16 protein-coding genes are annotated in these 23,855 nt (G+C 31.9%); 9 read left to right on the top strand and 7 right to left on the bottom strand.

Going from position 1 to position 23,855, the window contains the following annotated elements:
• Window positions 1-17 precede the first annotated feature (17 nt).
• The 3 genes from ACZ49Z_RS16385 to ACZ49Z_RS16375 are packed head-to-tail and all read right to left on the bottom strand — an operon-like array spanning window position 18 to window position 1,980.
• Entirely contained in the window at window positions 18-545 is a 528-nt protein-coding gene (locus ACZ49Z_RS16385; protein WP_464305379.1) for a hypothetical protein, read from the bottom strand.
• A 24-nt stretch (window positions 546-569) separates the two neighbouring features.
• On the bottom strand, window positions 570-1,319 hold the full coding sequence (locus tag ACZ49Z_RS16380; protein ID WP_464305378.1) for a hypothetical protein: 750 nt from the start codon (window positions 1,317-1,319) through the stop codon (window positions 570-572).
• 19 nt (window positions 1,320-1,338) lie between these two features.
• Window positions 1,339-1,980 carry a hypothetical protein gene (locus tag ACZ49Z_RS16375; RefSeq protein WP_464305377.1) on the bottom strand — a complete coding sequence of 214 codons (642 nt, stop codon included), beginning with the start codon at window positions 1,978-1,980 and terminating at the stop codon, window positions 1,339-1,341.
• Between the two features lie 104 nt (window positions 1,981-2,084).
• On the opposite strand from ACZ49Z_RS16375, the gene ACZ49Z_RS16370 reads away from it, so the two are divergent.
• Entirely contained in the window at window positions 2,085-2,630 is a 546-nt protein-coding gene (locus tag ACZ49Z_RS16370) for an RNA polymerase sigma factor (RefSeq protein ID WP_464305376.1), read from the top strand.
• The gene (locus tag ACZ49Z_RS16365) at window positions 2,627-3,340 is read left to right on the top strand and encodes a tetratricopeptide repeat protein (RefSeq protein WP_464305375.1); all 714 of its coding nucleotides are present in this window, start codon (window positions 2,627-2,629) and stop codon (window positions 3,338-3,340) included. Before ACZ49Z_RS16370 ends, ACZ49Z_RS16365 begins: the two co-directional genes overlap by 4 nt.
• A gap of 37 nt (window positions 3,341-3,377) precedes the next feature.
• Here the strand turns inward: ACZ49Z_RS16365 and ACZ49Z_RS16360 are convergent, their stop codons facing one another.
• The gene (locus ACZ49Z_RS16360) at window positions 3,378-6,008 is read right to left on the bottom strand and encodes a CHAT domain-containing protein (RefSeq protein ID WP_464305374.1); all 2,631 of its coding nucleotides are present in this window, start codon (window positions 6,006-6,008) and stop codon (window positions 3,378-3,380) included.
• Between the two features lie 276 nt (window positions 6,009-6,284).
• A complete protein-coding gene (locus ACZ49Z_RS16355; protein ID WP_464305373.1) occupies window positions 6,285-7,283 on the bottom strand; it encodes a metal-dependent hydrolase in 999 nt (332 codons plus the stop codon).
• 1,232 nt (window positions 7,284-8,515) lie between these two features.
• On the opposite strand from ACZ49Z_RS16355, the gene ACZ49Z_RS16350 reads away from it, so the two are divergent.
• Genes ACZ49Z_RS16350 through ACZ49Z_RS16320 form a run of 7 tightly spaced genes read left to right on the top strand, consistent with a single transcriptional unit; the run spans window position 8,516 to window position 19,811 of the window.
• A complete protein-coding gene (locus ACZ49Z_RS16350) occupies window positions 8,516-10,903 on the top strand; it encodes a type I restriction-modification system subunit M (protein ID WP_464305372.1) in 2,388 nt (795 codons plus the stop codon).
• A gap of 1 nt (window position 10,904) precedes the next feature.
• Window positions 10,905-11,900 (top strand): virulence RhuM family protein, encoded by a 996-nt coding sequence (locus tag ACZ49Z_RS16345; protein ID WP_464305371.1) that lies wholly within the window; start codon window positions 10,905-10,907, stop codon window positions 11,898-11,900.
• 5 nt (window positions 11,901-11,905) lie between these two features.
• Window positions 11,906-13,210, top strand: coding sequence for a restriction endonuclease subunit S (locus ACZ49Z_RS16340; RefSeq protein ID WP_464305370.1), 1,305 nt, complete (start codon window positions 11,906-11,908; stop codon window positions 13,208-13,210).
• Window position 13,211: 1 nt separating this feature from the next.
• Complete coding sequence (locus ACZ49Z_RS16335; RefSeq protein ID WP_464305369.1) at window positions 13,212-14,606, top strand: DUF262 domain-containing protein; 1,395 nt, start codon at window positions 13,212-13,214, stop codon at window positions 14,604-14,606.
• A complete protein-coding gene (locus ACZ49Z_RS16330; protein WP_464305368.1) occupies window positions 14,593-16,527 on the top strand; it encodes a DUF262 domain-containing protein in 1,935 nt (644 codons plus the stop codon). Before ACZ49Z_RS16335 ends, ACZ49Z_RS16330 begins: the two co-directional genes overlap by 14 nt.
• Before the next feature lie 11 nt (window positions 16,528-16,538).
• The gene (locus ACZ49Z_RS16325) at window positions 16,539-19,574 is read left to right on the top strand and encodes a type I restriction endonuclease subunit R (protein ID WP_464305367.1); all 3,036 of its coding nucleotides are present in this window, start codon (window positions 16,539-16,541) and stop codon (window positions 19,572-19,574) included.
• A gap of 39 nt (window positions 19,575-19,613) precedes the next feature.
• Window positions 19,614-19,811 (top strand): YqaE/Pmp3 family membrane protein, encoded by a 198-nt coding sequence (locus ACZ49Z_RS16320; protein ID WP_464305366.1) that lies wholly within the window; start codon window positions 19,614-19,616, stop codon window positions 19,809-19,811.
• 764 nt (window positions 19,812-20,575) lie between these two features.
• On the opposite strand, the gene ACZ49Z_RS16315 is transcribed toward ACZ49Z_RS16320, so the two are convergent.
• Together ACZ49Z_RS16315 and ACZ49Z_RS16310 are read right to left on the bottom strand one after the other, a co-directional pair.
• Window positions 20,576-22,171, bottom strand: coding sequence for a hypothetical protein (locus tag ACZ49Z_RS16315; RefSeq protein WP_464305365.1), 1,596 nt, complete (start codon window positions 22,169-22,171; stop codon window positions 20,576-20,578).
• Window positions 22,147-23,850 (bottom strand): hypothetical protein, encoded by a 1,704-nt coding sequence (locus ACZ49Z_RS16310; RefSeq protein WP_464305364.1) that lies wholly within the window; start codon window positions 23,848-23,850, stop codon window positions 22,147-22,149. Before ACZ49Z_RS16310 ends, ACZ49Z_RS16315 begins: the two co-directional genes overlap by 25 nt.
• Window positions 23,851-23,855 lie beyond the last annotated feature (5 nt).

The raw sequence follows: 23,855 nt of genomic DNA, 5'->3' as shown, positions 1-23,855 counted from the left end.
TATCATTAATAATTGATTTATTCGCTTTTTTTTGCTACAAAATAGCTTCCTGAAATGGAAACCTCATTCGAATTTGTATCTCGAAATATGCCTGAAAAGTTTACCGAAATTTCATTTTTACCTGTTTTGGCTCCATTTCCTAAATTCGTTTCCTGATAACGATTATCCCTTTCTATAGTTATGGAACCACTAATACCAACATAGGTTTCGGCATTTGTTGAAATAACCAAACCCGAACTGTCATTGCTATTTTCATCTATTGCCATTATTACTCCTTCAATGACTAATGGGCCTCCTGTAATTCGAATACTAGCATCTTCCAAATTCGTTACAACCGAATAAAAATTGTTTCCTGAGTTTACATCTATACCTTCTGTAAAAGTTGCAGCACTAGTAGCCACATCTTCATTTTTATAGTTTTGTCCGTTAATTGTAATATCATATTTAGAGCTAGATGATTCTTGCTCTGGTTCATCATTTGAACAATTTACCAATACAATAGATACTAAAAAAAGTAAAGTTTGTTTTATGTTTTTATTTTTCATTTTTTTAAAATTTACATCTTAGAATTAATAAATAACACTGATATCTAATAATTTTTGTTGTGAGCCTATCTCGAAATACTCCGCGGAAGTTATGCTTCCATTCATGGATTCATTGTGAATAGTTAAGGTATTGCCATCTAAAAAAACTTGGTTAAATGCATTAACATCACAAAAGACAAAATATAGAGGATTTGAAAGGCTTTGAGTTCTAAGAAAGATCGATAAGAACTTATCTTGCCCCGTGAAAATTCCTTTTATAGAGCTGTCAATATTTTTGGAAAGCACTACTTGATTTCCTAGAGCATATTGTATTAGATTACCCTTTGAATCATATTTTATTGTTGTAGTACTACCTCCTACTGTATAATCATAACTATCTGTTGTTGAATTATAATTTAGGGTAGCTGGATTGGCTTGTCCAGAAACCGAAATGGTAATTTGATTGCCTGTGTAGGAAATAGTTTTTGTAACTTCATTACTACCAGTCGTTTCAATAATTTGGTTGATTCGTTTTTCACTATCATAACTAATGATTGAATTGACAACTCTTGTATTATTAATTTCTTTGATTGAGGTAATTAATTTATTCTCGTTGTAGCCAAACTCAAAAATTGATGACTCTGTTAGATTCCCTCCTCCGGAATAATTATTCAAGATTGCTTTTCTAGGATTTCCTAAAGACGGAGTACTATTAGTAGTAGTATCGTCGTCCTTAGAACAAGAAACTAAAAATAGCGTGATAACTGCGAACATTGTTGAAAGTATTTTTTTCATTTTTTATTACTTAATTAGATTAATAGTATAATTGTTCTTTACTTACTTTAATTCTGTTTATAATTGGATATTGAATTTTAATAGTTCCTTCAATAGACCTCCAAGTAGATGTCTCATTGGCTTCCATAAAAGTGCCTACTTTACCTGAAATGGATAATTCAATTTCATCTTCTAGAAATTTTATTATGGTAATTTCTCCGTCATAAAAATTATAACTATACTCATTTTCTTTTGCAAAAAGTAAGCTTACCGCTGTTCCATTCAAGTCTTTTGGATCCAGTTTGCCTTGTTCACAAACCCCTTTAATGGGCTTTGATGCTAGCATATCTTGCAAACCAGAAAACGTAATATTAATTTTTGCATCATCGTTTTCACTATCTAAAGAAAAAACAATCATGCGTTCTGTAACGTTTGCAATTCCACTAAAAACATCTTTTTCAAAAATATTTTTTTCGTCTAGGAAAAGCTGCACAGTGGCTTGGTTTTTATTGGCTCTTTCAATATTCTCGGTTGCAACACCAGCTTGCTCTAAGGATTTTTCGATTACAGTATTTGTAACCGATTCTGATGCTTTGTCTTGAACATCTTTACAGCTAAACAATGCAAAAGGAATTAAAAAAATAGTAATTTTCATTTGGTTGTGAGTTTTGAATAATTTCATAATTGTTCATTTTAATTTCCCATTGGTATAGCAGGAATAAAAAAGTAAACCCTCACTATTTAATTTTTTATTTTTAAGTTTACCAAAACATTTTTTTTCTACTAATGAGTAATCAATCCATAATTGAACGTATAAAAAATAATGATGAAGCTTTGTTGAAAAAGATTTATTTAGATAACAAATTGTCTTTTTTTAAAATTGCCAATCAATTTCAATTACCCGAAGATGTTGTTCTTGACATTTATCAAGACAGTATGGTCGCATTAATTGAAAATGTTAGAAAGAACAAAATAGACAATTTACAAAGTAGTATTAATACCTACTTTATAGGAATAGGTAAATTTATGATTTACAACCATTTAAAGTTTGTAAAAAAAATACGCTTAGAAGATAGTAATGCCCTTGAAATGAATGATGATGACTATTTTACTACCAATGAAGATGCGTTGAACACCAAAGAAATAGCATTAAAAAAAGCCTATGAAACATTAGGAGAACAATGCCAACAGATTTTAAATCTATTTTATTTTGAAAACAAAAAGTTAGATGAAATACAGACCATTTTAAAATATGACAATAAAGATGTTTTGAAGAGTCAAAAATCGAGATGTATTTCCCATTTAAAGAAACTGCTAAATCCAAAAAAATGAACGAATTAATAGCAAAATATTTTGAAAATAGCTTAACTCCGCAAGAACAATTATTGTTTGAAGAAAAGTTACAACAAGATGCCGAATTTGAAGCCGAATTTGAATTTCATGCAGCATTAAAAAACGCTGTGACAGTAGCTGAACGACAAAAGATTAAAGCGCAGATTCAAAAATTTGAATCAAATGAAAAAGATACCATTAAAGTATTCAATTTAAGAAAATTAATGCCATATGCAGCCGTTTTCTTAGTTGTTATTTCTATTGGACTCTTTTTTATTTTAAACCAAAAAAATGAAAGTAATCAATTATATGCTTCCTATTTTGAACCCTATCCCAATATTGAAGTGTCAAATTTGAGAGCAAACACCAAAAAAACATTAGAAAACCAAGCTTTTACTGTTTATGACCTAGAAGATTATAAATTAGCACAAACACTGTTTACTAAGCTATTAGAAAACAATTCCAAAGATTACTTGCATTTTTATAATGGAATGTGCTTAATGCAATTAGAAAATTTTGATTTTGCACTAGAAGAATTAAACACCATTAAAGCAACTAATTCCAAATATTATGAAAAAGCACTTTGGTTTAAAGCTTTAATTTTCATAAAATTAAATAAAAAGGAAGACGCTAAAAAACTACTAAATGAATTAGTTACAAATTTGTCATTCAAAAACAAAGAAGCAAAGCAATTACTTTCTAAACTTTAACTTAAACTTTATTATGAGAAAAATAGAATTGAAATGCTTAATTTGATTTTAAATAATATACCAAAAAAGCAATACATACAATTAGTGCAATTCCTAAAATTTCGAACCTATAATTTTTAGTAGCAATTAACGCTTGCGAATTTCCATTCAATACAAATCCAGACCAATAATAAGGATGCTTTAGTTCATCGGCTTTACAGTTTTTTAAATATTCCATTTTTGCCTGTTGCAATGCCTCACTTTTAGACAATCCTTTGTTTAAATTGGCATAAAACAATTGCATAACCTCATAGGCCTGTTTGTCTGGAATTGCCCATAGACTGTGCAAAGTTGAAGCCACACCGCTATAGGTAAAAGCACGAGAAATACTCATTAGGCCTTCACCTTCAATATATTTCCCAACACCAGTTTCACAAGCACTCAATACTACTAAATCTAAAGGTAAATTTTGCGAATAAAAATCAGAAAAATAATAATTCCCATCATTAAAAATCAACCTAGAAGCTTCTTCATTCTCCTGATCTATTATGGCATGCATCGATAGATGATAGACATTAAAATTGGAAGCATTTTTAATGAAACTTTTTTTCGAAGCGTTCTCATTAGAAAAAAGGGTTGCGGCATAAAAATCTTGCAAGTATAGAGCTTCTTTCTCTGCAAAAGGGAGAACAGCTAAATCTTTAGTAGCATAATTGGGTTGATATATTGCCAATTTAAATTGCTCGCTATTTTTATGATCTTTTTGAATGGTATAGAGTGGTAACGAATTGGCATAATTAATTTTAAACTGCGCTACCATATACGCTCCAGTATCATCACGCAATATTTCAAAAGGCAATTCGTTTAAAAATGAGTTTGAAATAATTGTAATTTCTGAGGATTGTATCTTAAAGGGCTGCACTAAATATTTAAAAACCTTTTGAGATAATTTAGCAACATCATCCTTATTTTTAATGGCCAAAGTTAAAGCTGAAATATCTTTTTTAATATCCGAAATTTTTCCAATTTTTTTAACCTGTATGCTATTTATATTTTCTATATGAATGGCATACAAAGTCGTATTCGTTACATAATACCTTATTATTTGATTTGTATTTTTTTCAATAAACGTTTTAAAATTAAAGGTTGGATTAAAAATGGAATTAAAATTGGGATATTTCTCTACAATTTTTTTCTCTAAGTTTTCAATTTTATTTTTTATGTTGGCACTATTCAAATTGTCATTTAATGCAAATGACGACGCTAACTTTAGCTTTAACGTTTTAATTTTTGAAAGATCACTAATCAACTCTTGGTTTTCAATTCGCTTATTTAAAAGGAAGTTTTTTAATAAATATTTAGATTGAATATTTTCAATAAGCTCTATTGCTTCTATCAAATCCATTTCAGATTGCAATGCCAAATTTAATAAGCCTTCTGTGATATTGTTTTTAAATTCGGCTAATAACGGATTAAACAAATCATTCTCATAAAAATCTTGAAACTGTTTTACAGAATATTTATACGATTCAAAAGACTTTTGAAGCAGCTTTTTGTTTCCTGTTTTCTCATAAATTTCAAAATATTTTTTTGAAATTTCAATATTATAAGACAGTAAATAAAAATCGGTATTGGCAATTCTTTTGATGAGTTCGTGAGCCTTATCAAAATAAAGTTCTGATTTTGCATATTTTTTTTCTAAAAAATAAATAATCCCTTTATTAATATATAAACCCGATAAGTCTGTGAAATTATCTGGCTCAATAATAAAAATAGCTTCTTCAATGGCTTGCTCTGCAAGGTCATAATTATTTATTTCTCTAGACAAATAACTATAATAAGAATAAACAGTAATTAAGGAATTCTTAGCATCTATCTTTTTATGAATTTGAATCGATTTTTGTAAAAGCGTTAGCGCTTTTTGGTGTTTTCCAGTTTTAAAAATTGCCTCAGCATAAAAATTAGTAGCATCTGCATAATAACTTAATACTTCTTTCCTATTTCGAATAGCACCAAAATAGTTATCTAATGCATTATAATTATGGTTAGCTGTTTCAAAATCGTTTTCAATTAATGCAATACGCAAACTATACAAATAGTCTGCTAGAACAAATTTTTGAAAAACAATTGATGGGGTTTCATTAATGAATTTTGAAAGATTCTTTAATTTTTGAAGATATAACTTTGCGCTATCAATAGCACCATATTCTAAATAATTAGTTATTATTTTTTCATAAACTTCTAATAAATCATGAGCATATTTTTTAGGTTTCTTTTCATATATTTCAATCACTTTGATTAAATTCTTCTTGAATTCCTTATTATTAGAAATCGCATAATAAAACGAACTTAGTTCATTGTAAAAATTGGCCTTTTCATATTCTTTTAGCTCCACTACTTTTTCTATAAAATACGCTGATTTCTGATAAAAATCTAGCGCTTTAAATGAAAAACCTAACGCCTGATATGAGGAAGCAATTTTACGGGTTAATTTAAATTTTTGTATCGGGGTTAACGTTTCAATTTTTGAACCAGAATTCCAAAAAACTAAAGCACTATCTAAAGACTTCAAATTTTTTTGTTCTTTTAAATTATCTTTAACATTAGTTAAATAACCATGCTGCAATTCTTTATTTTGACTATGAACAGATAAGACAAAGAGGATAAATAGTATTCTTAAAAGCATCATCTATAGTATAAAAAACAAAAATATAAATATATTCGGATAAATCTAAAAATCAAATAGGTATAACATATAAAACAACCTTCTCCCCTTCTAAAGAAAATGGTATTGAGATTGCTCTAAAAGTAAAAAACCGACACCTATTTGTCACTCCCACGCAAGGATAACTCTCATAATCAGCATTATGTAATTTCTCCCTTTGGTCGAAATGACCAAATTATAGACTTTTTAGGATAGCTTCGTTTTTGACAGTACAACTCATTTTGCAAATAAAATCAAGAATCAATTGCCTTTAATGCGTGTGAAAATCTTCTTTAATAATGCCTTACCATCTCGTTTTGCTTTAGGCACTTCTTTTGCTATGCATTTTCCGTTGTTGTCCCGTACAAATACATAGCTAAACGCAAATTGAGGGTGACTGGGGTTGTTGTTCAATAAACCAAAGCGCAAATCATTACAATACAAACTATCGTTCTTTTCGGAAACCAAATACCAACCTTCACTAATTTGTTGTAATTTTTGAAAGTCATCACTATTTTTCAATTTTTCTTCTAAAACACGATTCCTAGCATAGAAAGTAAAAGAAATGGGCTGTGTATCAAAGAAAGAATAATCGCCTAAAAAATAGCCTTCTTTCGTCGCTATATTAGCATTCCAAAGCATCGTATTAAAAGCAGTGGGTTTTACTATGAGTTCTTGGTAGCTTATATGTTGCTCCTCCAATGCCTTTTCAAACCGATGCAAGGCAACTAACTTTAAAAAACACGTTAGCAATAAATACCCCGAACTAATGGCCAAACCTTTGCAGACATATTTTTTTCGTTGCGTGTGTGCTTTATTTTTCCATACTAAAATGAGGAAAACCAATAACGGAATGGTATATAGCGGGTCGATTACAAATATTGTTTTTAAAGCAAACCGAACGTCTAAAGGCCACAAAATTTGAGTGCCCCAAGAAGTGAAAAGATCCAAAAAAACATGCGTTGTAAAACACCAAAAAGACATCCAAAATGCGGTTTTAAAGCCAATTTTTCCTTTTTCTATTTTTGTAATTAAAAAGCCTATGAGCGGTGCCAGCACTAAAAAAAAGAGCAACGAATGGCTTAGACCTCTATGAATGGCAACACCCTCCACATCGCTCATGAATTTACCCACAAGAATATCCAAATCGGGAATAGTGCCCAAAACCGCTCCATACAAAAATGTTTTGTTTTGCAGTTTTTTGCCTGCTACTACCTCTGCAGTAGCAATACCAAGAACAATTTGTGTAAAAGAATCCATGAGATTGTTGTGCTTGCTTTTTGAAGCGCTAAATTAGTGATTTTATAGACTAATACCATTTATCACTTGAATTTACTGGAATAAAACGCCCTTTTTTCCTCGCTATTTCAATATAAAATAAAAACGTAGCGATGCTATGCTTTGATTTTCTATTTCATATCTAGAAAAAAATCATCATTTTCTTTTACAGTAAATTCAAATCACAAATGGTATAACTCCACGAAATTATACTCCAGAAACTGCGATCCAATACATAATTTGAGCTAAAACACAGGTATATGCAAAAAAAGGAAAAAAGAAAAGTTATCCTACTATCTAGCCATGCAACAATGTTTTGTTCTTCCTATTCAATCGAATCTCAACAAATGGTTACTTTCCAAACTTGTTACTATACTACAAACAAAATTGTTTTTTTACACTAAATATGTTTTTTCTAGGTAGGGTGACGTAAAATTTTAGGTTCAAGACCCACAACGGACAACCTACAACCTACAACCCACAACAAACAACAGAAAACCCACAACAAACAACAGAAAACCCACAACAAACAACAGAAAACCCACAACAGAAAACAAAGAACAAACAACCTACAACCTACAACCCACAACCCACAACAAACAACCTACAACAGACAACCTACAACCTACAACAGACAACAGACAACAGACAACAGACAACAGACAACAGACAACGGACAACAGACAACAGACAACAAATCCCAACAACTTTGCCAAAAACACTAAAAAAATCGAAATGACTGGTTTTGACCGATTTTGACCGCTTTTGACGTAAGATGACGTATTTGAAGCAGTTTAATAGGGGCTTTGTTCGGAGATTGTTCGGAAGCGTTGCGATCAAGTAGCGGAAAACAGGCACTTTTTCGCAACAACGTCAGAACGAAACTGCTACCAAACTGCTACCAAACCCCAAAAAAAAGTGTGTAAAAAACAAAAAACGTAAGATTTACGCTTAAAATCAAACAACTATCCTGTTTGCCTATTAAAAATGTTCGACTATTTTTTAGGACAATAAGAGCGATGCTATAAAAACAAAAATGAGGCACGATTCCAAAAATGTTTGGTAAAAAAATATCCCAAATGCGAAAACCCGTAAAACAAATTGTTTTGTGGTTATTATCTTTGTAAAAACAGGTAAAAATACCTACGCTCTTCTTGCCGAAATGGTTTATTTTTGGTAGGTTTGAGGAAATGATTTTTAAGAAAAAATAAATAATGAATCAAGCTGTACATAATAAATTGGTTTCTTTTATATGGTCTATTGCAGACGACTGTTTACGTGATGTTTACGTTCGTGGAAAATACCGTGATGTTATTTTACCCATGGTAGTGTTGCGACGATTAGATGCTTTATTAGAACCTACAAAAGAGGCTGTGATGGAAGAATTGATTTTTCAAAAAGAAGAAGCTGGTTTTACCGAATGGGATGACAAAGCACTCGAAGGAGTTACAGGGTATGTATTTTATAATACTAGTGAATGGACGCTCCAACGTTTACACAATACAGCAACTAATAGCCAACAATTGCTACAAGCTAATTTTGAAGATTACCTAAATGGTTTTAGTAGCAACGTAAAAGAGATTATTGAAAAGTTTAAACTGAAAAGCCAAATTAGACACATGGCTGCTAAAGATGTGTTGCTAGATGTTTTAGAAAAATTTACCTCTCCTGATATAAACCTTACGCCTTTTGAAAAGTTAGATAGTAATGGAAGAAAATTACTGGCACTTTCAAATCTTGGAATGGGGTATGTTTTTGAAGAATTGATTCGAAAATTTAACGAAGAAAATAATGAAGAAGCGGGAGAACACTTTACCCCTCGCGAAGTAATTGACCTGATGACGCACATTATTTTTGATCCTATAAAAAACAACATTCCATCGGTTATGACCATTTATGACCCAGCTTGTGGTAGTGGAGGTATGCTAACCGAATCGCAAAACTTTATTGTAGATCCAGAAGGAGAAATTAGAGCCACCAATTCCGATGTGTTTTTGTATGGAAAGGAAATTAATGACGAAACCTATGCCATTTGTAAAAGTGACATGATGATTAAAGGGAATAACCCTGAAAATATTCGTGTGGGTTCTACCCTTTCTACGGATGAATTTGCAGGCACTACTTTCAATTTTATGTTATCCAATCCTCCTTATGGGAAATCTTGGTCAAGTGAGCAAAAATACATTAAAGATGGAAAAGACATCATTGATCCTCGTTTTCAAATTCAATTAAACAACTATTGGGGCATGGCAGAAGAAGCCGATGCTATTCCTCGTTCTTCTGACGGACAATTGTTGTTTTTGATGGAAATGGTAAGTAAAATGAAGCCATTGTCTCAAAGTCCATTAGGCACACGTATTGCTTCTGTGCATAATGGAAGTAGTTTGTTTACGGGTGATGCAGGAGGTGGAGAAAGTAACATTCGCAGGTATATCATTGAAAATGATTGGTTAGAAGCCATTGTACAACTACCCAATAACTTGTTCTACAACACAGGAATTACGACTTACATTTGGGTTTTAAGCAACAACAAAACACCTAACCGTAAAGGCAAAGTACAGTTAATTGATGCAGGGCAAATGTATCGAAAACTACGCAAGAATTTAGGCAACAAAAACTGTGAGTTTGCTCCTGAGCATATCAAGGAAATTGTACAAACCTATACCGATTTAAAAGCGATTGAGCGCACTACTGATGAAGGAATTGCTGCTAAAGTTTTTGACAATAGTGATTTTGGCTATCACAAAGTAACCATTGAACGACCAAAACGATTAAAAGCCCAATTTACTACCGAGCGTATTGCTGAGTTGCGCTATGATAAAGGTTTAAAAGAAGCGATGGTACATGCGTATGAAACCTATGGAGAAGCCATTTATAAAGATCTTGAAAAATACAAAAAAGATATTTTAGACTGGTGCGAGAAGAATGAATTAAATCTTACGGCTGCCAATCAAAAGAAACTAGTTGCCAAAGCAACTTGGGACAAACAAGCTTTTTTACTGGAACAAGCTACCATTTTGGCTAACATTATGGGTGAGGAAATCTTTACTGACTTTAACGTTTTTAAACAAAAGGTAGATGCAGTAATTAAAGACCAGAAACTAAAACTAAGTGCCTCTGAAAAAAATGCCATACTAAATGCTGTGAGTTGGTACGATGCCGATGCAGAAAAAGTAGTTAAAAGTATAGTTAAACTAAGTGGAGACAAACTGGCTACACTTCTAGCCCATCTGGATTGCCAAGAAACAGAGTTGGCAGATTATGGGTATTATTCTAAAGAATCAATAGATGTCACTTCGAGCGGAGTCGAGAAGTCTCTTAAAAAAGGAGAATACCTTACTTACGAAACCGAAAGCGATTTACGCGATACCGAAAACATACCGTTAAAAGAAAACATACACCGTTACTTTTTGAGAGAAGTACAACCCCATGTTGCTGAAGCATGGATAAACCTTGATGCTACAAAAATTGGTTATGAAATAAGCTTTAACAAATACTTTTACCAACACAAACCGCTACGCTCGTTAGAGGATGTAACGGCTGATATTTTAAACTTGGAAAAAGAAAGCGACGGGTTGATTGCTGAAATTTTAAACTTTTAACATGGCATCTGAATTTTTAATTTATCAAAACCAAGAAGGCAACATTAAAGTTGATGTGCGTTTGCAAGAAGAAACGGTTTGGCTCACACAAGACCAAATGGCACAATTATTTGGCAAAGGAAGAAGCACGATAACCGAGCATATTGGCAATATTTTTAAAGAAGGTGAATTAGATGAAATTTCAACTCGTCGGAATTTCCGACTAGTTCGATTGGAAGGGAATCGTGAGGTAGAAAGAGAGGTTGAACATTACAACTTAGATGTCATTATTTCTGTAGGTTACAGAGTAAAATCGCAACAAGGCACACAATTTCGCATTTGGGCAACCCATCGATTAAAAGAATACCTCATCAAAGGTTTTACTTTAAACGATGAACGCTTTAAGCAAGGAACTTCCATGAACTATTTTAACGAATTGCAAAACCGCATTCGTGAAATACGCTTATCAGAAAAGTTTTTTTACCAAAAAATAAAAGATATTTATGCCACCAGTATTGATTATGACCCAAAGGACGAAAAAACAATCTCTTTTTTCAAAAAAGTACAAAACAAATTACTTTGGGCAATATCTCAAAATACAGCTGCTGAATTGGTGTACAGAAGAGTTGATGCTAGTTTGCCTTTAATGGGTATGTTGTCTTATGATAAAAAAGTAACTCAAAACATTCAAAAACAAGAAATAAGTATTGCAAAAAACTATTTAAACGAAGACGAAATGAAGTTGTTAGGTCTTTTAGTAGAACAATATTTGGCTTTTGCTGAGACAATGGCACAACAAAAAACACCCATGTACATGAAAGATTGGATTGAAAGATTAGATAGTTTGTTGCAGCTCAACGGAAGAGAAATTCTAACCCATGCAGGAACCATTTCACATCAAATGGCAGTAGAAAAATCGGAACAAGAGTTTATGAAATACAAACAAGTGCAAGCAGCAATAGAAAGAGAACAAAGCCTAAAAGAAATTGAAGCCGACATTAAAAAACTAAAACCCTAAACGCCATGAAAAAATACGATCATTACAAAAACAGCGGTGTAGAATGGTTGGGTGAAATTCCTGAGCATTGGGAGTTTATTAGAATGAAGCATTTATTTAAAGACCATTCTGAAAAAAATAAACCTGAAGAAGAATTATTATCTGTAACGCAGAATCAAGGAGTTGTTCCAAGAAGTTGGGTAGAAAATAGAATGGTAATGCCCTCTGGTGCATTAGAATCTTTTAAGTTTATTCAAAAAGGAGATTTTGCAATTAGTTTGAGATCGTTCGAAGGTGGTTTAGAATATTGTTACCATGATGGAATCATTAGCCCAGCCTATACAGTACTTAAAACAAAAAGAAAAATAGCAGAACAATATTATAAATATTTATTCAAATCATTCTCTTTTATATCTGAATTGCAAACTAGTGTTGTTGGAATTAGAGAAGGAAAGAATATTAGTTATCCTGAATTATCATATTCCTTTCTGCCTGTACCAAAAATTGAAGAACAAACCGCAATAGCGAATTTTCTAGACAACAAAACCACGAAAATAGACCAAGCCATTGCCATCAAGCAACAACAAATAGAACTGCTCAAAGAACGCAGGCAAATACTCATTCATAAAGCGGTTACAAGAGGTTTAAATGATAACGTAAAATTTAAAAACAGCGGTGTGGAATGGATTGGTGAGATTCCGGAGCATTGGGAGGTGAAAAGGTTGAAAATGATATTGAGAAATGAAAATGGAGCATTAAAACCAGGACCTTTTGGGAGTGATTTAAAAGGTGGAGATTTTATAGAAACTGGTTATAAAGTTTATAATCAAAGAGCTGTTTTAGATTCAGACTTTGGAATTTCTAAAGAATGTATTAATGAAGGAAAATTTAGAAACCTTAAAAACTTCAGTGTGAAAACTGGAGATATATTAATTACAAGTCGAGGTACTATAGGAAAATGTTCAATAGTACCTCTTAACTTTGAAGAAGGAATTATTCACCCGTGTATCATCAGATTGAGATTGAATAATGAAATAGTAAGCAACATTTACTTGAAACAATATATTGAATGGTCTATAACTTTTCAAGAATCATTAAAACTAAATAGCAACGCTACAACAATTGATGTTATTTATGGAAATACTTTAAGTTCTTCTCTAATTATCATACCACCAATTATGGAACAATATTTATTATCAGAATACATTGAGATACAAAACGCAAAGTATAATAATTTGATTGCTCTAAAAGAGCAAGAGATTGAAAAGTTGAAGGAGTATAAAATGAGTTTGATAGATGGAGTGGTAACGGGTAAAGTGAGGGTTTGTTAGTATGGAAAAAACTATTGTTCATACTATTACCGAAACTGGAGTAACCGTTATCAGTTGCACTGCAAAACAATTGCTTTTGGGTAATTTTGAACAAACTGAACTTAACGGACAGTTAAAAATTCCTGAATATCAACGACCATATGTTTGGAAAAAAAAGCAACTAAAAAAACTGGTCGCAGATTTGAATATTTTTTACAAAGACTATAATGAAGAATTACCATTATATTATCTTGGTAGCATAATAATTCACAAAAATAAAAGTACTTTAAACATCATTGATGGTCAGCAACGCATCACTACTTTGGCGTTGTTTGATTACTACATCAATGCTATAGAACACAACATAGAATATAATTCACCAAAGAGCATTAATCAAATTGATGAAAATTATCAATTATTAAAAAATGATGAAATTGTAATAAATGAACTGAATTTAGATTTGTTGAATGTAACGTTAGTTATAACAACTAGTGAAGATGATGCCTACACTTTTTTTGAAACACAAAATACTGGAGGCAAAAGACTCTCTGGTTCAGACATTGTTAAAGCGCATCATTTAAGAGCTATCAAAGGGAATGGAGCAATTGCAAGTAACGCAATTCAATGGGAAAGCAAAAACATAAAATCTATAGATGAAGTTATAGGTCTGCTTAGTAAGGCTAGGTACTGGAATTTCCTACATTGGAAAAGTTATCCATCATTTAGACATACAACTGCAATTAAAAATGTTATTGTTGAAGATTTTACAGAAAAAACGATCAGCACCAATAATCCTATTTCATTTTACCAAATAGAAGTAAAAGAAACTAATTTTCAAAAAACAACTAAAAAGAGTAGCTCTTTAAAAGCAATAAGACAACCTTTATACAATGGTTCTCATTTTATAGATTATATATCTGAATATGTAGTTATTTATGAAGATTTGTTCTTAACAAAAAATAATTACAGAATAGACGAACGCTTTTATGAATTTAGAGACAAACTAATAACCGGACATAATGGAACTGTATTTTTAAAAGAATTATTCCAACTCGTAGTAATCGTCTATATAAGTAAATTCGGTTTAGAAAACCTATTTGAATTTTCATTATGGGCTTATAGAAGTGTCTATGCAACAAGAGTTATCAATAGAAGAACTGTTAGAGAAGATAGCATAGAAAAACTAGTTAGAGAAGAATTTTTATTAGACAAGATATTAAATAGTTACACTCATCAAGAGGTTGTTAGCCAATTAAAAAAATACAATTATACTTTTAATGATGAAAATTGCGAACCCAATAAAGTAAAAGGAAGTTACATTATGAGTTTGGGGAATTATTTTCCATCATTTTCAAATGGAATTGTTACTACAAATTTTGATATTAAATTAAGAAAAGCTATCGATGATAAACTCTAACATTTTTTCAACAGATACTATCAGTTTATCTCATGTGAGTGATATTCTTTTTTGTATCCCAACCTATCAAAGACCTTATGTTTGGGGAGAAGAGCAAATAAGTAAATTCCTTTCAGATTGTTTGAATTCATTTAAAACAAACCCTGAAAAACCATATTATTTAGGAACGATTCTAACCGATAATAATAAAAATAATTACTCCGAGCTAATCGATGGTCAACAACGCTTTACAACATTGTGGTTATTGGCTTTTAGTTTTAATTATCTGGGTATAGAAAGTGATTTAAATAATTTCTTGAAAATTGAAAATAAATTACGTTTGGATTTTGAAATACGTACGGAGATAAAAGAGTATTTCGAATTATTACTAAAACATCCTAACGAGGCTTTAAATAAATATTCAGAAAAAGAGATTACAAGCAAACCCTATTTGAAAAATATTGTTGAAGCAATAACAATAATTAAAGGAATTTTGAAGCAAATTGACAAGGAAATAGATTTAACTCATTTTGGAGATTACATTTACAATAATGTTTTACTAGTAAACAATAGCACACCAAAAAATATTGATTTAAACAAACTCTTTGCTACTATAAATAATTCTGGAATTCAATTAGAACAAACTGACATCGTAAAAGCAAATCTTTTAAAAAAAATAACGACTCAAAAAGTTTTATTCAGCAAAATTTGGGAAGCTTGTGAAAATATGGATGATTATTTTGAGCGAAATGTTCGAAAATCCTTCAACAACTCAAATTGGCGAAAACTTAAAAAAGAAGATTTTTATGATTTTGATGAAACTAAATTTATATTTGAGAACAAATCCGAAAATAGTTCGCTTTCAAAAGGATATACAATTTCACAAATAGCAAAAAAAGAAGTTGAAAAATTTATAGAAATAGCCAATTCATATGAAAATGAGAAATCAAATGAAATAAATTGCAGGTCTATTATTAGTTTTGGACAATTACTTTTACACACCTTTAGAATTTATTTATTTAAAAATAAAAAAAATGATTTTGAAGGAACTTTCCATGTTAATCGTTTAATAGCTATATTTAAATATTTTGAAAAGGCAAAAGAACAAGAAGTAAAAGATTTTATTTTACTTTTATGGAAAGTTAGAGCCGTTTTTGATTTCCATATCATAAAGTGGATAACTGATTTAGACTCTAAAGAAGAACATTTAGAATTAACTAGCGTAAATAGACATGACCAACGGGCTGACTATTCCTATTTTGGTAGAAACGTTATTGAAAAATCTGATGAATTAATGCTACAATCTGTTCTTTATTTTACAGGTGATTATCTACGTCAATTTTGGTTAACGCCTTATTTATATCATTTGATAGAAAAGCAAAATTTTGACTTGGATTATTTAGAACAATTAGATAACGACTTATCGATTTCTAAAATTACAGATAAAGAAACAAGTTTTTTATGGATGAATTATATTTTTAGAGTAGAAGATTGTTTTGATTTTGTATCCTATTTAAAGGAATTCAAAGGAACTTCATTTAAACATTATTGGTTTCAAAAAGTTGAATATCTTTTATGGAAAGAATTAAAAAAGAAAAGTGATTGGGAAAATGGTTTAGAACAAAAATTTAAGAATTTTAGAATTACATCTAAAAATTCTGTAGAACACATATATCCTCAACAACCTGAATTTCAAGAAAAATTAGAGAAAGAATTTTTAGATAATTTTGGTAATTTGGTTTTATTGAGTGTCAGCCAAAATTCAGAGTACAGTAGAAAATCAGTTAATGAAAAACGTGAAGCTTTTTTAAACAAGCCTACATTTGATTCATTAAAATCGTATTATATATTTAAAAGTTATTCAAATAATTGGAATAAAGATTTAATAATTAAACATAGAAAAGAAATCTTAAAATTAATTAAATCTCATTACAAAAAATAATAAATAAACCCATGCCAAGCCAAACTAACGAACAAGCCTTAGAGCAAGCCATAGAAAAAAAACTAACCGGTTCTTGTTTAGAAGAAAACAAACAAGCAGGCAATGTAAATGAACCAACAGCATTGTACCGTTCAGGCAATGGCTATTATATAGGTCATGCCAGCGATTTTAATGCAAAATATGCTATTGATGAAGTTCGTTTTTGGCATTTTCTTGAAACCACCCAAGCCGAAGAATTAGCTAAAATTCAAAAACAAAGTGATTGGAAATTAAAGATTCTAGAGCGTTTGGATCGTTTGATAAAAAAATATGGTGTTTTAAAGTTGCTTCGTAAAGGCTTAGAAGTAGATGATGCGCACTTTACTTTGTTTTATGTATTGCCTTTGGCGAGTAGTAGTCAAACCGTAAAAGACAATTTTGAATCCAATGAATTTAGTGTTACGAGGCAAGTGCGTTATTCGGTAACCAATCCTAGAGAAGAAATCGACATGGTTTTGTTTATTAATGGTCTGCCCTTCTCTACCATGGAACTCAAAAATCATTGGACTGGGCAAAATGCTAAAGTGCATGGACAAAATCAATATAAATTCAAAAGAGATATCACACAACCTTTATTACACTTTGGTCGTTGTGTGGTGCATTTTGCTGTGGATACCGATGAAGTGTATATGACCACCAAATTAGATGGTGCTGGTACTTTCTTTTTGCCTTTCAATTTAGGAAACAATCACGGCAAAGGCAATCCTCCTAATCCGTTTGGTCATAAAACATCCTATTTATGGGATGAAGTATTAACCAGAGAAAGTGTTGCCAATATCATTCAACATTTTGTACGTTTTGATGGATCGGAAAAAGACAATCTCAACAAACGCACGTTGTTTTTTCCACGGTATCATCAATTAAATGTAGTACGCAGAATAATAGCAGATGCGAGTAAAAAAGGAGTAGGTCAAAATTATTTAATTCAACATTCGGCAGGTTCAGGAAAATCAAATTCCATCACTTGGGCAGCTTATCAATTGATAGAAACCTATCCAGAGCGTGATACTTTGCCAGGAAGTAAAGGTACTTCCAATCCTTTATTTGATTCGGTTATTGTAGTTACGGATAGACGTTTACTGGACAAACAATTGCGAGAAAATATCAAAGAATTTTCAGAAGTAAAAAATATAGTGGCTCCAGCCTACTCTTCTAAAGAGCTAAAAGAAAGTTTAGAAAGTGGTAAACGCATCATCATCACTACCATTCAAAAATTCCCATTCATTATAGACGGCATTGCAGATTTGAGTGACAAACGCTTTGCTGTTATTATTGATGAAGCCCATAGTAGTCAAAGTGGCTCAGCAGCAGATAATATGAACAGAGCCATGGGAAAAATTAACACGGAAGATGAAGAAACCGATGCACAAGATATGATTGTTCAAGCCATGCATTCTCGCAAAATGAGAGGTAATGCTTCTTATTTGGCTTTTACAGCAACACCTAAAAGTATTACTTTAGAAAAATTTGGCGTAAAACAGGAAGATGGTACATTTAAACCGTTTCATTTGTATTCCATGAAACAGGCTATTGAAGAAGGCTTTATCTTAGATGTGTTGGCAAACTATACCACGTTTAAAAGTTATTATGAAATAGAAAAATCAATTGAAGATAATCCATTATTTGATACTACAAAAGCACAGAAAAAGTTACGCGCTTATGTAGAACGTCACAAAGAAACCATTGCTTCCAAAGCCGAAATAATGATGGACCATTTTATTCATAAAGTAGTCAATACTAAAAAACTGAAAGGAAAAGCCAAAGGGATGGTGGTAACCCAAAGTATTGAATCGGCAATTCGTTATTATTTTGCCATTAAAAATATACTAAAAGACAAAGGCAATCCTTTTGAAGTAGTAATTGCTTTTTCGGGTAAAAAAACAGTTGACGGTATTGAGCATAGCGAAGAAAATTTAAATAACTTTTCAGAAAAAGACACTAAAGACAAATTTAATGAGGACAACTATCGCATTTTAGTAGTTGCGAATAAATACCTAACAGGTTTTGACCAACCTAAATTGTCATCGATGTATGTAGATAAAAAACTACAAGGGGTTTTAGCAGTACAAGCTTTATCTCGATTAAACAGAGCTGCTGATAAATTAGGTAAGAAAACAGAAGATTTGTTTGTATTGGATTTCTTTAATACCATTGAAGACATTAAAGACGCTTTTGATCCTTTTTATACCGCTACCACTTTAAGTGGTGCAACAGATGTAAATGTATTGCATGAGATTAAAGGAGTTTTAGATGAAGTGGGTGTTTATGAGTGGCATGAAGTAGAAGATTTTGTTACCAAGTATTTTAATAACGTAGATGCACAATTGTTAAGTCCGATTATTGATATTGCCGCTAATCGTTTTACTACTGAATTAGAATTAGAAGATGCCGATAAAGCCGATTTTAAAATTAAAGCGAAACAATTTGTTAAGATTTACGGTCAAATGGCTGCAATACTGCCTTATGAAGTATTGAATTGGGAAAAATTATTTTGGTTTTTAAAGTTTCTAATTCCGAAATTAATTATCAATGACACTACAGACCCTATTGATGAATTATTAGAATCAGTTGATTTATCTACTTATGGATTAGAACGTGTTAAATTAAACGAAAGTATTAGCTTAGATGATTCGGAAACAGAACTAGACCCACAAAACCCAAATCCTAGAGGAGCACATGGAACAGAGGAAGAATTAGATCCTTTAGATTTAATTATTAATAGCTTCAATGAGAAATGGTTTCAAGGTTGGGACGTAACACCAGAAGACCAGAGAGTAAAATTTGTTACGCTAACCAAACAAATACAGGCTCATCCTGATTATTTAACTAAGGTAGCTCAAAATAAAGATGTTGCGAATAGAGATTTAGCCTTTAAAAAGATTTTAGATGAAATCATGTCGCAACAAAGAAAAAACGAATTGAATTTGTATAAACTCTATGCAAAAGATGATGCTTTTCATCAGGCTTTTATTGATACAATGAAACGAATGGTTGGGGTTAATATTTAAAATAAAATTTAAAAATTTTGTAAAACCTAAATTAAAGATATGCGTTACGTTTTAGCGTTCTTTCTACCTTGGTTGAGTTTACTATTGCAAGGGAAAATTCTATCAGGTATTATTTGTTTACTACTACAAATCACAATTATTGGTTGGATACCAGCATTCATATGGGCAGTTACTGCTTTAAATAGAATGTATGCCGATAGAAGGACAAATAAGATTATTAGAGAAATGAGAAGATAATTTACAGAGCAATTTATGGGATGCTTACAGCACAAGATTGCGGTTTTCTGTTCGCTGTTGTCTGTTATCTGTTTTCGGTTATCGACAACGGACAACTTATACCCAAAAATATCACCTTGTAAAGGTCTCATTAGTTTGGTTTTATTAGTTTGTGGAGTTGCTCATGAGATGCTTTCAGCATGACAAGATGGTGGGGAAATGAAGTGTTATGTGATTTGTTTTAAACCACATAGGAACATAGGAAAACGCTTCGCATTAATTAGTTTTTTTTTGAGCTACAAATGGGATGCTTTCAGCATGACAAGATGGTGGATTTGGTTTGTGTGCTTGGTTTTAAACCACATGGGAACATAGGAAAACGCTTCGCTTTAATTAGTTTTTTTTGAGCTTCTTATGGGATGCTTACAGCATGACAAGATGGTAGATTTGGTTTGTGTGCTTGGTTTTAAACCACATGGGAACATAGGAAAACGCTTCGCTTTAATTAGTTTTTTTTGAGCTTCTTATGGGATGCTTTCAGCATGACAAGATGGTGGATTTGGTTTGTGTGCTTGGTTTTAAACCACATAGGAACATAGAAAAGCGCTTAGCTTTAATTAGTTTTTTTTGAGCTTCTTATGGGATCCTTACAGGATGACAAGATTGGGGTTTTCAGTTCGCTGTTGTCCACACAGACAACAAACAAACAACAGAGAACAGACAACAGAAAAAACCCGCAAAACAAATTGTTCTACAGGTTTCTTTATGATGCGCTATGCTATGGTTTATAAATTATATGTGAGCCCAAACCCAAAATAGTTACCAAAACGCCATACCTTCTCACCTAATTGGTCGTTGGTTAGATCGGTTGGGTCAATTTCTACATCTTTATATTGTTCTTTAATGGCGTTTATTTTCCCTACTGCTAATCCCCAAGAAAGACTAAATTTCACTTTTTTAGAGGCTATGCTTATTCCAGGACCAATAGCTCCAAAGGGTGTTAAGTCCTCATCGAAGGGAAGAAAAAAGCCCATGTTTAAAGTAGGACGCACTAAATAGCCTGTTCTAAAATAGATTTCAGAATTTAGGCCTATACCTACAGAACTTTGGTTGTCTCCGTTCATAAAGGCTCTCACCTTTCCTGTTGTTTCGGAAGCTTTAGTATAGACCGAGTTGTTTTTTAAATTGGTAATATAGAACATGCCTCCTAGGTTGAAACCAATGCCTCCTGTGGTTTTAAACTGTCCCACTTTGTTTTGGTAGGGTGTGTCATCGTTTTTGTTTTTTAGGGTAACATTTATGGCTACTTCATCATTTTCTGGAACCGTAATGGCAATGGGTGTAATGGATAAATAGGTTGGATACCAATGTAGTATTTCGCTAAAAATGGCTACTTCCTCTTCTCCGAAAGTGGCATAGTTTTTTTCATAGTATTGATACAATTGTCTTTTGTATTCTTCAATTTTGTATAAATCGTTTAGATTTAAATAGGTATAGCTTTTAAATTTGGCCAATATATTGCTTAAATCGTTGTTTAATTTTTCCTTACCTTCATTTGATGTAGCTTCTGTTCCTTTTTCTTCTGTCTCTGCTACTTTGTCTTTTAGTTGCGCTAGTATGTCTTTAATGCTATAGCTATAGGAAAAGTCTGCTCCTGTCATGGCTACGCTTATTTTTTCTAAATCGTGAAAATTATAATTTCTAATGAAAATGGTAACGCTAGCATTCACAGGTAATGCATCGGCTTTAGTGAAATTCTTATCAAACTCCTCTGTTTTTTCATTAATTGGCAATGCATCTGATTTTGCAGTTACCTTAGTGGTTTCTACTGTTTCTCCAAAAGAAGCTACATCTTTTGCTTTAAAAAGGCTATTGTTTATTTTTTTGTTATGATTGGCACTAGCATCAATAATTAAGTATCTATTGGATTTATTGGCTAGTAACTTCGTATCATCTGGTTCCTGAAAAGAAGGAAACGGAATTTGATGCACCATTGCATAGTTTGGTGCTTGCAATGTGTTGGTTGCTCCGCATTTTGAAAGCTCTTTGCTGAATTGTGTTTTACTTGGGCAAAAATAAATATCTTGTCCGTGGTCTTTTTCATTTTCTCCTTCTTTCCAAAAGACTATTTTCTGCTTCTCCGAAATTATTTTATAGTTTATTCCTTTATATTTAAGCTCTTTATCTTGTTCTAGATTGGGATAATCTGAAATTTTAATTTCATAATTTTCTCCTCCTTCTGTGCTTACTATGACAATACTGCTTTTGTTTGTAGCAGTATCATTAATAGTTAATTGTTCTTTTTTTACTGCTACTTCTATTTGAGCTTGCACGCAGTGGAATGCAAGCAAAAAGGCTAAACTTGTGATCCATTTTTCCATAATTCGAGTGTATTGGTGTTTGTAAATAATTCTCCTCTAAAAATATATGCATAATTATCGCTCTTGGCAACTAAAATCCCTGTTGCCAAAAGTTCGGTGTTGTCTTTGCTTTTTATTTTGTAATAGATGGTGGCTCCGCTGTCTCCTTTGCTCACGTTTTGAATTCCAGGTGTTGAGGTTCCTATTTTAAATAAATACATTTCTTTTCTGTTTCTAAAGCCATTATAGGCTACATAGCACGTAGTTGGTTTTCTATAGGGATGAAAACGAGTATATTTGGTATAGGCACCAAACATGCGCATGCCATTTTCATCAATGTCTATTAGCTTATTAATATCAATTTGTGCTAAAAATAGTTCATAGAGTTCTTTTTTAATTTCGCAAACGCAACGGTCAAGACTATAGCCTTCTATGTTTCCAAAAGTATAATCTATAATGGTTCCTGTTTGAGTGGCATTGTCATTAACAACAAATTGAACTGTTCGATGCACTAGTTCATGGTTGGGGTTGTTTTCAAATGCTTTAAACTCTTCATCGTCTGCAAAAACATGCAGGTTGCCAATGGCATAATAATTATCGCCTTCTTTATAAACCGAAAAAGAACCTTTCGAAGGGTTGGTGTTTAATGAGTTGGCATTGTAGGCATAGCAAACTGGCTGAGATTCTATTGCAGAAATGGCAATTAATTGGGTGGTATAACGATATACTAGGTAATCTTTTAAATAGAAGGTGTTGTAGTTTACTGTTATGGAACCACTTATTGTAATGTTTTGCAGTTTTCCTTGTGCTTCCTCATTAATGAATTCTACTTCTATTATTTTTTTGTAGAGTTTTGTATTTTCATCGAGAACGGTATTCAATCCGTAAGACACTACTCCATCAATGGCTGCAAGTTCTTCTTTGTATAATTCAAAAAGCTGTTCTGCTACATCATATTGTGAGGTGTTGGCTAGTGCAAGCAACTCTTCGGCACTGTCATAATTGGTATAGGTTTTAGCATCTGCTAAAAGACGTTGGGTGTTTTTTAATTTGAAAAGAATGTCTAGTATATCGTGCCAAAACTTGGAACCTAGACTAATGAAAAGTCCCACTAAAACAAAGCCTAGCGTATGTGTCACAATAGAAAGGTATTCCTTTTCTTTATAGATTGCACCATATAAAACGAAAACTATGGTTGTGAATACCCAAAATAGAAAAGGATATTTATATACTTTTTGTTTAATTTTGATGTGATATTCAGGCAGTCTAGTAAATAGAATGAGACTTACTGACCAAATGAAAAAAAACATATATAAGAACCCAATGAGGTGTTTTTCGTTGAATGCTGTGATGTCATAACCACTAATTGGAAGTTCCTTATTGACATTTTTAATGGATCTTATAATTTCGAATAAATTGGCATTGGCTACTGTTGCTACAATAATTCCTATCAATATATTAATAACCAATAATCGGTATTCGCGTTCTTTTTCTCCTGCTAAGGTGGGTTGTCTATAGGATAATATGTCTAGTTTTACTTCTAAGTGGGTTATCCATTTCTTCTTGTATCGATATAGAAATGGTATGTATAATTTTTTTCCTTGAAAATAAAGTTTTGCAAAATTTGAGGCTCTTTCTGAGATGAGGCTCAACATCATCATTATTGTACTAAAAGAAATTAAAAATTCTGTAGAACTCATTTTTG

The sequence above is a fragment of the Flavobacterium sp. KY-23415 genome (assembly GCF_055384985.1).
Note: the sequence above shows the minus strand (reverse complement) of the source record. Positions and strands in the feature narration are given on the sequence as shown.